The following is a 12471-nucleotide window of genomic DNA, read 5'->3' as shown; positions in this document are numbered from 1 at the left end:
CTCTTCAATATAAAAACCCGATGTCCCTCACCGAAAAAATCCTCTCCCAAATGCCAGGAGACGCCCTCGGAGGCCTGCGAAAGGTCGATCGACTCTGGGAAAACCTCAAACAAAACACCGCACCAGCACCGCAAGCAGTCAAACACAGCCAACAACCCCTCGAAACCCTCGACTTCGACATAGTTATCGGCGGCGGAACCCTAGGAATATTAATCGGTACAGCCTTAGTCCTGCGGGGTTGGCGAGTAGCCTTGCTAGAACGCGGCATCCTGAGAGGACGCGAGCAAGAATGGAACATTTCTCGCAAAGAATTAGACGCATTCTTAGAACTAAATTTGCTATCTGTTGAAGAGATAGAAAAAGCAATAGCCACCGAATACAACCCAGCCCGCATCAGCTTTGCCAACACCCCCGACATCTGGATTTCTGGCGTACTAAACATCGGAATAGATCCTGTTTACCTCCTCGAAACCCTCAAGCAGCGATTCCTCCAAGCTGGCGGCAAATTAAGTGAAAATACATTATTTAAAACAGCTACAATTCACCCTGATGGAGTCGCCATAGAATCGGTTAGTACCGATATCCAAGCTGCTACAACTTTATTTAAAACCCGATTATTTTTAGACGCAATGGGACATTTTTCGCCCATTGTCCGCCAAGCAAGACAAGGCAAAAAACCCGACGCCGTATGTTTAGTAGTCGGGAGTTGCGCTCAAGGATACCCCAAAAACGACACTGGCGATATATTTGCATCCTTCACCCCAATGCAAAATCAGTGCCAATATTTTTGGGAAGCATTTCCAGCCAGAGACGGTCGCACCACCTACTTATTTACCTACATAGATGCCGACACAGAAAGATTCAGTTTAGAAACATTATTTGAAGACTATTTGCGCTTACTTCCCCAATATCAAAACGTCGAACTCGAACAGTTAAAATTCCAAAGAGCACTTTACGGATTCTTCCCCTGCTATCGCCAAAGTCCTCTAAAAACGCCTTGGAATCGCATACTCCCAGTCGGAGATAGCAGTGGTAGCCAATCCCCCCTCAGCTTCGGCGGTTTCGGGGCAATGGTACGCCACCTCACACGCTTGACTCTAGGAATTGAGGAAGCTTTGACAAGCGATAGTCTCGACAAAAATTCCCTCGCACTTTTGCAACCCTATCAGCCGAATCTATCAGTTACCTGGTTGTTTCAGCGTTCAATGAGTGCTGGGATGAATCAAAAAATAGACCCCCATCAAATCAATCAACTTTTGGCGGCCGTCTTTCAGGTAATGGAAGAGTTGGGAGAACCGGTTCTCAAACCGTTTCTCCAGGATATCGTGCTGTTTCCGGCTTTGTCAAAAACCCTGTTTAAAACAGCAGTTAGCCATCCCGGATTAGTTATGAAAATTATCCCGCAGGTTGGAGTAGCTAATTTGCTGGATTGGATGGTTCATTATGTAAATTTAGGAATTTATACGGGATTGCAGCCTTTGGGGAAAGCCGTAGAACCGCAGGTGAAAAATTTAGCACCCGGACAGCAATACTATTTTCACCGATTAGTTGAAGCGTGGCAATACGGCGCTGGAGGCGATTATTAAGTGAACAGGCTCTCTGGCCTGTTCCACAATAAAATTGATTGTAGCACGGGCCGGAGAGCCTGTTTGTGATATATGAGTTGTGAGTTATTAAGGAGCTATAACTACTAAAGCTTGAGAAATCACTCGGAATTTTGCAGGCGTGTAAGTTGTGATTTCACCGTCGGTATTAATCGGACGGCGTTTGCTAGTATTAACCTCAAATTATTGAGCGTGCAAGGCGCGAACGTTAGGCCAACTGGTATGATTTCCTTGCCTCATAGCCGGCAGCAAAGCAATGATTTCCCACCAGTCTTTTGTTTCCAAACTATACAAATTTAGTCGCCCGTCGTCGATTGTGGCATCCTCGGCAACTGTCATGCCACCGCCATAGTAGCGGCCGTTGCCAATGGGAATTTGAATAGTTTTAACATTAAAAGATTAGTCTTTTACCTTAATTTGTACTCTAAACGGTCGCGGTGACAAAATGGTCTACAAAGCAGTAAAAGCATAGGCGAAAACTCCCCAACGCTGCTTTACGTCTTTAGTCAGCCGCTGGCTAATTTGCACGCTCAATCCCAAACTCGCCACATTAAAAAAATGTTGGCAGTTAACCCAACCCAAGTCTATTAGCCGAACTTTACCGCTGGCAATTACTTGACAAGCTGCGGATAAATCTGTAGGAATTTCCAGAGTGCGTGCCAAGTCGTTAGCAGTTCCCATCGGCAAAATACCCAAGGGTAACTTGGTGTCTATCAAACCTTCTATGGCGCTGTTGAGAGTTCCGTCGCCACCGCCGATTATTACTAATTTAACTCGATTTTGGTAGCGGCGAATAGTGTCGGGAAGTTCGCGGGCGTGGTCAGTAGATTCTACAATTAACTCAAAACCCAGTGCTTCTAATTCTACAGTGGCTTGAGATAATAGGTTTTGCCATTTTCGGGAGTGCTGGTTTACTAAAAGTAGAGGTTTCTTCATTTGTTAATTTTTAATTAGTAATATTGAGTGTTTTTAATTACAAAAAGTATACCTTGATGCCTTAACGGGATTAAATTAATGCTTTACTTCCATTTTACCAGTTATGATGGATTGACAAAAATGTCAAAAAATGGATAATTGTAGCAAAAGATTCCTAAAAAGTACCTCCCGCTCTGACCTAGCAGCAAAAAACCTCGCTTCTCGATCAAACTTAATTTAAAATCATGTGTAATATTTTAGAAAAAGCGCAAGTCGCTGCCGATCGCCAAAACTGGCCTGGGCTAGTCGAATGCTTGCAGCAAGTGACAGCAAACGGCAGTAAGGCGCAGGAACAACACATTTTAGAGCAAGCTGTCAGTTTAGCAATACAAGCCTTGGAATGGGGCGATTTTCAAGACCGCTGGGAAATTGCTAAAGTATTGCCCAATCTGGGAAATGGCGCGATCGCACCTTTAATTGCCGTACTTGAAGACGAAGACGCAGACACGGAACCCCGGTGGTTCGCCGCCCGTATTCTCGGAAAGTTCGATCGCCCGGAAGTGATTCAAGCTTTAGTAGAATTGGTCAAAAATTCCGACGAAGAATTGAGCCAAATCGCCGCCGAAACCCTAGGGAATTTCGGCCCGACAGCCATAGAATCCCTCGCAACTCTCCTACTCCAAGAAGACTCGCGACAGTTTGCAACAGCAGCACTCGCCCAAATTCGGCGCACCGAAACCATCGTACCGCTGTTGAGCGTAGTCGGAGACTCTCAAGTTGCTGTGCGGGCAGCCGCAATCGACGCCCTGAGCTGCTTTCACGACTCCCGCATCCCGCCGATACTGGTAGCAGCGCTCAAAGATCCGGCGACAGCAGTCAGAAAAGAAGCCGTGCGAGCTCTCGGCGCGCGCGCCTATTTAGATGCAGAATTAGATTTAGTTAATTTGCTCAAACCTTTGCTTTCGGACATTCGATTAGAAGTTTGTCAGCAAGTGGCGATCGCGATCGGGCGAGTGAAAACCGATGCTGCAGCGGCTGCTTTATTTGAATTGCTGCGATCGCCCACAACTCCCGTTGAATTGCAAATCGAAACGGTGCGCGCCCTAAGCTGGATGGATACCGCAACCGCTTTAGCATATTTACATCAGACATTAATGGCGCAGTTTACTAACATAAATTCTACTGTTTATCAAGAGATAGTCACTGTTTTATGGCGAGTAGAAAAGCCGGAATTAAAAGCTGTTGCTGCTGAAATTCTGATTGATTTGGTGAAAACAGGTCATCCGGCCGTGCAGGAGGCAGTTAGCAAAAAATCTTTAGCTTTAGGTTTAGGAAAATTAGGAGATATGAGAGGGCTAGATGCTCTGATTTCAATGTTGGGCGACGCAGACAGCAGCGTCAGGCTGCACTGCATGGCAGCGCTCAAACAGCTAGGTGCTGCCGAGGCCAGACAGAAATTAGAAAACTTAGTTAAGCAAGAGAGTCTCGAACCAAGATTGAAACAAGGAATTGCGATCGCCCTGCAAGAATGGCAGCAGAATTAATCAAAAGATTAAATACCCAACTCTCCAACTTCTTGAAAAAGTCAGGGATATAATAGCGATCGCATCTTTCTTCTTCCTGATCTCCGTTACATCCGTTACAAAATCCGTAGCCGAACTTCCTTCCGCTATATCATCGATTTTCTTTGTGAATTTGGGCGATCGCACTTGTCACCCGCTCTAAATCTTCATCAGTTAAATTAGAGCCAGAAGGCAAACAAAGCCCGTATTCAAATAACTCTTGGCCCACCCCACCTTCAATACATTCGCAATTAGCAAATACTGGTTGTAAGTGTAAAGGTTTCCAAACCGGACGAGCTTCTATTTTCTCTTGAGCAAGTGCTAGGCGAACTTGTTCTCTATCTGCACCGAAAGCTGCCGGATCGATCGTTAAACAAGTCAGCCAGCGAGTAGCTTTTCCAAAAGCAGCTTCCGGCATAAATTCAATTCCAGGCAAGTTTCCTAAAGCTTGTTTATAAAAGTCAAAATTGCGCCGTCTCGCTTCAACTCGCTCCTCCAAAACCCGTAATTGACCGCGACCAATTCCCGCCAAAACATTGCTGAGACGATAATTGTAGCCAATTTCTGAATGTTGGTAATGAGGAGCGGGGTCACGGGCTTGTGTTGCCAAAAAACGAGCTTTTTCTACCAGTTTTTGGTCATCGGAAACTAACATTCCGCCGCCGGAAGTGGTGATAATTTTATTACCGTTGAATGAGAAAATGCCGATTTTACCAAAGCTTCCAGGCGATCTATTTTTATAGCTAGCCCCTAGAGATTCGGCCGCATCTTCTATTAGCGGAATTTCATAAGCATTGCAAGCTTCCAGAATTGGGTCGAGATCGCAACTTTGACCGTAGAGGTGTACGATCACAACAGCTTTGGGTAATTTACCAATTTTTGCTCGTTTGTCAAGTGCTTCTCGGAACAAATCGGGGTTGAGATTCCAAGAAGTGCGATCGCTATCGATAAAAACTGGTTTGGCGCCAAGATAAGTAATCGGGCTAGCAGTTGCAATAAAAGTCAGAGTCGAGCAAAAAACCTCATCTCCTGAACCGACACCAATTAATTGTAAAGCCAAATGCAAAGCTGCGGTACCGGAACTAACAGCCGCTGCGTGTTTAGCGCCAACTACCTCGCAGAATTCTTGCTCGAAAGCATCCACATGGGGGCCGACAGGAGCGATCCAGTTGGTGTCAAAGGCTTCTTTGACGAACTCCTGTTCGAGGGAACCCATGTGAGGTGTTGAGAGGAGGATTTGTTTGTTCATTTTATCTTCAGTTGGGAGATGGATAGGCAAAAAAAAGTTTGACTTGAGGAGTTCTTTAGGCTGAATATGTAAAAAATTGACCCGCACTCCCACTAAATAATTATATTTTTCTTTGTGTCGTTTTAGTGTGTTATAAACTTAGCAATCTGAGAAGCCCGGGGATTTAACCCCGGGCTCATAGCTTAAGTCTTTTTTAAAGGACTCTCTAAAATCTTTAGTCGTTTTAATAAAGGAACCGCTACCGGATATCACTGTTAGTTTTGGAATCGTCAAGCACATCTGTGTATTCAGGGGCTGTAGCATAACCTTCTTGGTTAATCCCGTCTCTTTTCAAGACTTTCAATACTGTCAGAAACAGAATTTTCAAATCTAACCACAGAGTCCAATTATCGACATAGCAAACATCAAGTTTAAATTTAGCATCCCAGCTAATAGCATTGCGACCATTGACTTGAGCCAAACCGGTAATTCCAGGCATAACTTCGTGGCGACGTGCTTGTTCTGGAGTATAGCGATCGAGGTATCTGACGAGTAAAGGACGAGGCCCAACAAAACTCATGTCACCTTTGATAACGTTCCAGAGTTGAGGGAGTTCGTCCAGACTGGTTTTGCGAAGAAATTGACCGAGGGGTATGAGACGCTGTTCGTCGGGTAGCAAATTGCCATCAGCATCGCAATCGCTGGTCATCGTGCGAAACTTGTAGAAATTGAAAACGCGACCGTTTTTACCGGGACGGGGTTGGCAGAAAAAGATTGGCCCGCCCATGCGGATGTAAATGGCGATCGCCACCATTAATATTACGGGAGAGAAAACTGCCAGCGCGATCGCCGCCACTAATCTATCTAATACTGCCTTGAGCAGTCTGCTGTATTTACTGAAACTCTTGGTAGCACCTTCTGAATTCATGATTACAATCCTTTTGAGCTTAAAAAATCTGTCAATTCATTCACGAATATTTTTCAACTTTAGGTTCTTAAAAGAAGAACTCTAATTCGCTATCGCCCTCAACTTCAGAACCGGCTTTATTACCGCACTTAAGACAAAGTTCATGAATCGATCATAAAATTGTCTCTAGTTCAGCCAAGGAAAGAATTGTGCGATCGGCTTCGTAGCCCGGTGCTGCTGGAGTTTTGGAATACTCTCCATTTTGGCGATCGATTTGAACAGTCCGCCAACTCAGTTTCTTTGCCGTGACGAAATCTTTGTGAGGATTATCTCCTACATAGACGCATTCTGAGCCTTGAAACCCCGTTAATTCCATCACTTTTAAGTATGGCACTGGGCTGGGCTTCCAGTTTTCTCTACCGTATTCATCGCTGTAAATGATAGTATCAAAGCTGTTTGCTATGTGCAATGCTTCTACTTTATTGCGTTGAGTGGTTAGGTAGCCATCTGTGATCGCGCCTAGTTTTTTGTGGCCTTTAAAATAATCGATCGCCCAACGAGCATCGCTATACAGAGATATCTGCGGCTTATGTTTTCGATAAATTTCGATGAGTTCCTGAATTATTTGAGGGTCATCCTCAATGCCAATTTCTGCTAAAACTAAATTAAAAATTTTGCCTCGGTTTCCTTGTGCAAAAAACTTCCAAGCGACTTCAAAAAATCCTGGAACCGCATATTTATTTAGTATCCACTCACCGACTGCTTGAAATCCGCTCCGCACAAATTCGCGTTCGGGGAACAGAGTATCATCTACATCAAAAACGATAATTTTAATCATTCGATCATTTCCTTTGTTACAAAAATTGCCTCGTCGTACCGCAGCATGACAACTCCATCCTGCCAATCGTCAATTTTAATTTCAAGGTTCTTCCCCAAAACCATTTCGATAATCCAGAGAGGGAAATTAGCACCGGCTTGAAATGCGAGCGGAAATCCTCCGCCAAAACGTGGATTAATTTCAATAAATTTAATCTCACCGCTGGCTAGCAAAAAACATTGCACCGTAATGCAGCCTATCGCACCGGGCAATGACTCAGCCACCTTTTTTCCCGCCTCAATCAAGGCGGCATTTTTCACTGTTATGCCCTTACTAATTTCCCCAGCTCTGGTTTCAATGCGGAGCCGGGGAACCACCGATCGCACCTTTCCTTGGAAATCCACTAAAATATCTAATGTGTATTCTTCACCTATGAGAAATTCCTGAATAATCGCATTAGCAATGTACTCTCTAAAAAATTCCAACTCTTTAGGATTTCTGACCTGATTTACTCCCACACTGCAACTGCCCTTCGCAGGTTTAATCAGAAAAGGATAGCAGGCGTTAAAATCTGCGAGAATTTTGTCTCCATCTAACAATTCAGGGGTGGGAACACCAATCTCTTTGAAAAACTTAAAAGTATTACGTTTGTCATAACAAATCTCATTTGTTTCAGGAGAACAGACGAGTATGGTAACGCCTTTCGCTTCAAATTTCTGTCGGTGAAGCGAGAGCAAATAAAGTTCCGGGTCGATCAGCGAAATCAGCAGCTTAATTTGATGTTTTTCACAAATTCCTAGCAAAATGTTAATGTAATTGGCATCGGTAATGCGGGGAACAAGTTCTGAAACATCAGCCGCGAAAGCAGCAGGAGAATTTTTCTGAGAATCTGTCGTGACAATAGTGCCAGGAACTCCTAGATTGCTCAAAACTTTTTTGAAGGATTGAATTAGTGCTACCCTTCTGCCTGCACTGGTGAAAAGAATGTTGAAAGAATCCATAAGTTTCTAAAATTGTTGAGTTTTAGGTAAAAATTCTGGCATCTTTGGGTATTTGCTCTGACTGATTCCTTCTTGCTTAAACACTTCGATCAAAGAGCGTTGCATAATGAGAGTATGAATAAAGGAGATATCCATTCAATCCCCAACGCCCGCCCAAATTCAAAGCGCAATCCACTGGCTATGGAGCTTGATAATGCTTCGGTTGCAAGATAAGTTTTTTAATTTACCTCTCCTTGGCACCAACTTCTTGATATATTTCATCGTATCGTTCTAATGTTGCTTGAACACTGAATTTTCCCTCCACATAGGCTGGTCCTGCTTTCCCCATTTGTTGGCGCATATTTGGGTCGTCAAGCAGCAGCGAGATCGCTTGAGCAAAATCTTCTGGCTCGTCTACTGTTGCTAACAGTCCCGTTTCACCTTCTCTAATGACTTCCGTTACTGGTGAGATTCTGCTTCCAATCACAGGGCATTGTAATGCCATTGCTTCTAGATACACTAACCCCAATCCTTCAAATCGTGTAGACAAGACAAACACATCCAAGCTAGACATTAACTGCATCACCTGCTCAGTATTTAAAGCTCCTGCAAATTTCACCTTCTCTGCTATTCCTAACGAATGTGCTAATGCTTCCAACTCAGGCAATAACGATCCAGAACCAGCAATAATAAAAGTTACAGATGAATATCTCTGTAGAACGAGTGCAGCCGCTCGAATAAATGTATCCATCCCTTTTTGATAAACTAGCCGTCCGACGCTTCCGACTAGCATATCAGTTTGAGGGATCGCATACTGTTCCCTCACTTTCTTTGTATCTGCATTAAAATTTTTGAACTGAGAAATTGAATCGAAACTTAAACCGACAAGTTTAAGTTTGGACTCGTCTTTAAAGCGGTATCGAATCGCTTCTTGGTGGGTGAAATCCGATATAAACAAAATGCGATCGCAAGCAAGAGAAGCTACTTTTTCTAAAAGAATAAACATCTTCTTTTTCATTCCATAGTTATATCTTTGGAACTCGAAACCAAGCACTGTATGTATAATATTGGGACATCCAGCAGCCTTCGCAGCCGCCCGTCCTATGAAACCAGCTTTAGAAGTAAATGTGTGAACCAAGTCATAATTATTTGACTGAATCAATTTTGTCAAACTCCAAAAAGCCATTACATCTTTAGATAATAAAATTTTCCTAACAAAGGGAATTTCATGAACAACGAAGTCTGCCTCACGCAATTTATCTACAGCAGATTTGGCATCTGCAAAGCTCTCAAATGAGCAAGCAAAAGAGATGTCATGCCCTTTATCCCGTTCATACTTTGCAATCGATAGCAAAAAAGCATTGGCAGTAGCAGATGTAGTACAAACAAATAGCATTCGCATCGTTATATAGCCTCTTAGATAGATTGGTTTTTCTTTTCAATCCAGGCTTCTGTTTGCTCTCGCACGTAGCGATAAAATATGAGCCTCTGCTGTTGGAGAACTTCCTCGGTATACTCTTTGGCTTTCTCTAAGTTACGCGCTGACATTCGTGCCATGCGATCAGGGTTAGCGATCACCTCCCGGATTTTAGCTGCCAAGGCTTCCACATCGCCCGGGGGTACTAGATATTCTGCTGGCAAAAGTTCTGGAAAGCCTCCGACTGTTGAGCCAATACAAGGCAGTGCTCTCGCCATTGCTTCTACCATTGCCCTAGGTAATCCTTCTTGATGGGAAGGTAAAACGAAAATATCTGCTCGATCTAACTGCGCCCGTACTACTTCCCCAGCCTGTAATTGACCGAGAAAAATTGCTCTTTCTCCTATTCCCAATGCCTGAGCTTGTGCCTCTAGTTCTCCTCTGTACTGACCATTACCTATCAAAATTAGCTGAATATCTAATCCGTCACGCACACAAACTGCAACAGCATTAATCAACACATCAGGTGCTTTATAAAGTTGAGCCATTGTTCCCACAAAAATGAGAGTAAAGGGGGCTGTTTTTTCCTGGTAGTAACGGGGCTGGGACACGAAGGTTTCTTCACCCAGTTCCACATCGGATACACCGATCGAAAAATTCTGGCAAGGATAGCGTTTTTGTAGCGCGTCTTGAGTCACATAAGCCGCCGCTGATGCCTCAAGACATTGATCCCGCAACCTACGGGGAGAGTACCAACGTAAAAAAGGTCGAACAGGACTCTTGATAGAACCAGGTGCAAAAGAATCATAGGGATCGGCTACCACCTCTACGGCATAAGGATGACCTGTTTTCACTAACATTGGTTGGATGCAGGAAGCAATCATGCCACCTACCCTGAGAATCACAGCATCCCTATGTCCTACTGACTTTTGGGCAGCTTGCTGAACAGCCCAAGCTTTGATAAGATATTGCCAAGGGCCGATATAGTAAGGGATTGGAAAACAGGAAACTCCTTCTCCCTCGACTCTTTGCCAGTCGGAAGGGACATGAGAGACATCCTTGACACGCGCGACAACGCAGACTTGATCAAATACATCCAGATATCGCTTCCAAAACGAATAGGCAAAACCTACAAGTGTCCAAATTGCACCATCTGGGGTGCGTTCAAAGCGAGCTTCCAGAGCTACAACAACTTTCATTGTTTTTGTTAAACGTAAATAATATTTAATTATACAGGCTCGTCAATCGGAACTCGCTGATCGGGAATTTTAATAAATATTGTAATATTTATTCATATAATTAAGGGGGTGATTAACATTTATGGATACAGATGGATTCTCTAAGATATTAAAAAATTATTTTGGAGATTATTTTAGCCTAAAATAACACTTATGAAATTTAATTTTCCCAATTATTCCATCCCGACACTTCTGTTACTCCTGTTCTGTGGGGGGACTCTTTCCTGTTTTTTATGGCATTTTTTATCTGGGGCAACTTCTCTCGAATCTGCTCACATCAAAAAAAAACCTCCAGAGAAAAATAGTATTCATCAGAACATCAAGACAGTTCCGGTTTCCACTACATTGCCGAAGCGATTTTCTGTGAAAGATTTGGGTGCATTAGGCAATGGAATCGCAGATGATACTCAAGCTATTCAAGCTACAATTGATCGCGTTTATAAAAGAGGAGGAGGGATTGTCTTTTTTCCCAAAGGGACTTATATAGTTAAAATTAATCCCTCTAAAGCTCAGGCTCTAATTATTCGTACTAAAATCATTTTCCAAGGAGAAAACAATAGAAATACTATTATTAAATTAGCAGATAAGCAAGGCAATTATGACTCAATTTTAGCAGGTGCAATATACCATTCCGATTTGTCAGATTTTGCCATGTATGATCTTGCTATTGATGGCAATTCCTCTCAAAACCCTGTTTTTTTGTCATCTGATTTTAGTGGAGGTAAATTCCGATTTGCTGTACGCATTTTTTGGGGGCGGAGAATTCATATTGAGCGCTGTCGATTTACCAATCAAAATAATGTTAATACAATTACGGTCAATGGAGAAGAATCTGTCTCAGATGTTCTGATTAAAGATAATATTTTTGAATCGATCGGTGGTGGTAAAATAGATTACGATCATTCAACAATTTATAGTCACGGAAAACGAGTACAAATATTGAATAATACATTTGATAGCCGAGACGGGGCAGGTACTTATGGAGCGAGAACAGCCATTGAAATTCATGGAGATGAACATATTGTCAAACAGAATGTAATTGAAGGTTTTATTTATGGAATAAATATCACAGGAATTGCTCAAAGTTCCAATCATCAAATAATTACTGATAATTTGATCAAAAACGCTCATACAGGTATGGTAATATGGTCATACTTTGGTTATGGTAATACAACAAATCCTGCCCTTAGTAATTGCATGATTACTAACAATAAAATTATCCTGAATATTAATGATTGGCGTCAACTCTGGGGGGATTATCCAAACATTGGTATTTCGCTACAACCAAATTCAGATGCTCCTATTTCTAACTTGAATATTATTCGCAATCAAATTACTTTTACTAATTTTTATGGGACTGGACGTAGGAGTGATAGTCTCGGCAATGGTATTACTTTATGGAGAAATGCGGCACCCAACATAGAAATAGCAAAACTTCGCATTATTGGTAACAAAATTGAAAATTCTTTGGCAGCGGGGATTTATATATCAACACCTATTAAATCCGGAGATATTTCCGAAAATTTAATTATTAACTCTGGTCAAGTTCAGGATTATTTTCACGAAGATTATCGGGCGGCGATTATTCTGAATGGAATGTTTGAGAACATAAAGATTAATAAAAACTTAATGAGGGATGATCGGATTCATAATACAATGACCGGAGGGATTTATTGGTTTGGCGACTGCGTAGCCAACTGTCAAGCAAAAGGAAATATTTTGCAGATGAAAAGTTCCGTTAAATTAGAAGTTTTTCAGACGAAATCAAGTCGAGCAAATTCCTTTGATGTCTCTCCTTAAGAA

At 42.6% G+C, this 12471-nt stretch carries 11 protein-coding genes; 3 read left to right on the top strand and 8 right to left on the bottom strand.

All coding sequences use genetic code 11. The features are described from left to right. Positions 1-20: 20 nt before the first annotated feature. Complete coding sequence (locus QT996_RS18725) at positions 21-1586, top strand: FAD-binding oxidoreductase (protein ID WP_333048260.1); 1566 nt, start codon at positions 21-23, stop codon at positions 1584-1586. A gap of 201 nt (positions 1587-1787) precedes the next feature. On the opposite strand, the gene QT996_RS18720 is transcribed toward QT996_RS18725, so the two are convergent. Both QT996_RS18720 and QT996_RS18715 read right to left on the bottom strand, forming a co-directional pair. Continuing rightward, a complete protein-coding gene (locus tag QT996_RS18720) occupies positions 1788-1985 on the bottom strand; it encodes a hypothetical protein (RefSeq protein ID WP_333048290.1) in 198 nt (65 codons plus the stop codon). 69 nt (positions 1986-2054) lie between these two features. Then, positions 2055-2540 (bottom strand): diacylglycerol kinase family protein, encoded by a 486-nt coding sequence (locus QT996_RS18715; RefSeq protein WP_333048259.1) that lies wholly within the window; start codon positions 2538-2540, stop codon positions 2055-2057. A gap of 224 nt (positions 2541-2764) precedes the next feature. Between QT996_RS18715 and QT996_RS18710 the strand changes: the two genes are divergently transcribed. Then, positions 2765-4063: a HEAT repeat domain-containing protein gene (locus QT996_RS18710; protein ID WP_333048258.1), complete on the top strand. Its 1299-nt coding sequence runs from the start codon at positions 2765-2767 to the stop codon at positions 4061-4063. Positions 4064-4193: 130 nt separating this feature from the next. Here QT996_RS18710 and QT996_RS18705 read toward each other — a convergent pair whose 3' ends face one another. The 6 genes from QT996_RS18705 to QT996_RS18680 all read right to left on the bottom strand — a co-directional run bounded on the left by QT996_RS18705 (position 4194) and on the right by QT996_RS18680 (position 10629). Beyond that, a complete protein-coding gene (locus tag QT996_RS18705; protein WP_333048257.1) occupies positions 4194-5330 on the bottom strand; it encodes a DegT/DnrJ/EryC1/StrS family aminotransferase in 1137 nt (378 codons plus the stop codon). A gap of 238 nt (positions 5331-5568) precedes the next feature. Beyond that, entirely contained in the window at positions 5569-6237 is a 669-nt protein-coding gene (locus QT996_RS18700) for a sugar transferase (protein WP_333048256.1), read from the bottom strand. Between the two features lie 151 nt (positions 6238-6388). Beyond that, positions 6389-7054, bottom strand: a complete 666-nt coding sequence (locus QT996_RS18695; RefSeq protein WP_333048255.1) for an HAD family hydrolase — start codon at positions 7052-7054, stop codon at positions 6389-6391. Next, positions 7051-8034: an ATP-grasp domain-containing protein gene (locus tag QT996_RS18690; RefSeq protein WP_333048254.1), complete on the bottom strand. Its 984-nt coding sequence runs from the start codon at positions 8032-8034 to the stop codon at positions 7051-7053. Before QT996_RS18690 ends, QT996_RS18695 begins: the two co-directional genes overlap by 4 nt. A 223-nt stretch (positions 8035-8257) precedes the next feature. Next, positions 8258-9409, bottom strand: a complete 1152-nt coding sequence (locus QT996_RS18685) for a glycosyltransferase family 4 protein (RefSeq protein WP_333048253.1) — start codon at positions 9407-9409, stop codon at positions 8258-8260. A gap of 20 nt (positions 9410-9429) precedes the next feature. Further along, positions 9430-10629: a glycosyltransferase family 4 protein gene (locus QT996_RS18680; RefSeq protein WP_333048252.1), complete on the bottom strand. Its 1200-nt coding sequence runs from the start codon at positions 10627-10629 to the stop codon at positions 9430-9432. 192 nt (positions 10630-10821) lie between these two features. Between QT996_RS18680 and QT996_RS18675 the strand changes: the two genes are divergently transcribed. Beyond that, entirely contained in the window at positions 10822-12468 is a 1647-nt protein-coding gene (locus QT996_RS18675) for a glycosyl hydrolase family 28-related protein (RefSeq protein ID WP_333048251.1), read from the top strand. The last annotated feature ends 3 nt before the right edge of the window (positions 12469-12471 follow it).

It is taken from the genome of Microcoleus sp. S13C4 (assembly GCF_036700865.1).
Lineage (GTDB): Bacteria > Cyanobacteriota > Cyanobacteriia > Cyanobacteriales > Microcoleaceae > Microcoleus.
This window is presented reverse-complemented; position numbering and strand designations above follow the sequence as displayed.

Excerpts from the sequence above, each read along its gene's own strand:
- QT996_RS18725 (WP_333048260.1), top strand. The coding sequence starts at position 21 with ATGTCCCTCACCGAAAAAATCCTCTCCCAAATGCCAGGAGACGCCCTC.
- QT996_RS18715 (WP_333048259.1), bottom strand. The coding sequence starts at position 2,540 with ATGAAGAAACCTCTACTTTTAGTAAACCAGCACTCCCGAAAATGGCAA.
- QT996_RS18710 (WP_333048258.1), top strand. The coding sequence starts at position 2,765 with ATGTGTAATATTTTAGAAAAAGCGCAAGTCGCTGCCGATCGCCAAAAC.
- QT996_RS18705 (WP_333048257.1), bottom strand. The coding sequence starts at position 5,330 with ATGAACAAACAAATCCTCCTCTCAACACCTCACATGGGTTCCCTCGAA.
- QT996_RS18700 (WP_333048256.1), bottom strand. The coding sequence starts at position 6,237 with ATGAATTCAGAAGGTGCTACCAAGAGTTTCAGTAAATACAGCAGACTG.
- QT996_RS18695 (WP_333048255.1), bottom strand. The coding sequence starts at position 7,054 with ATGATTAAAATTATCGTTTTTGATGTAGATGATACTCTGTTCCCCGAA.
- QT996_RS18690 (WP_333048254.1), bottom strand. The coding sequence starts at position 8,034 with ATGGATTCTTTCAACATTCTTTTCACCAGTGCAGGCAGAAGGGTAGCA.
- QT996_RS18685 (WP_333048253.1), bottom strand. The coding sequence starts at position 9,409 with ATGCTATTTGTTTGTACTACATCTGCTACTGCCAATGCTTTTTTGCTA.
- QT996_RS18680 (WP_333048252.1), bottom strand. The coding sequence starts at position 10,629 with ATGAAAGTTGTTGTAGCTCTGGAAGCTCGCTTTGAACGCACCCCAGAT.
- QT996_RS18675 (WP_333048251.1), top strand. The coding sequence starts at position 10,822 with ATGAAATTTAATTTTCCCAATTATTCCATCCCGACACTTCTGTTACTC.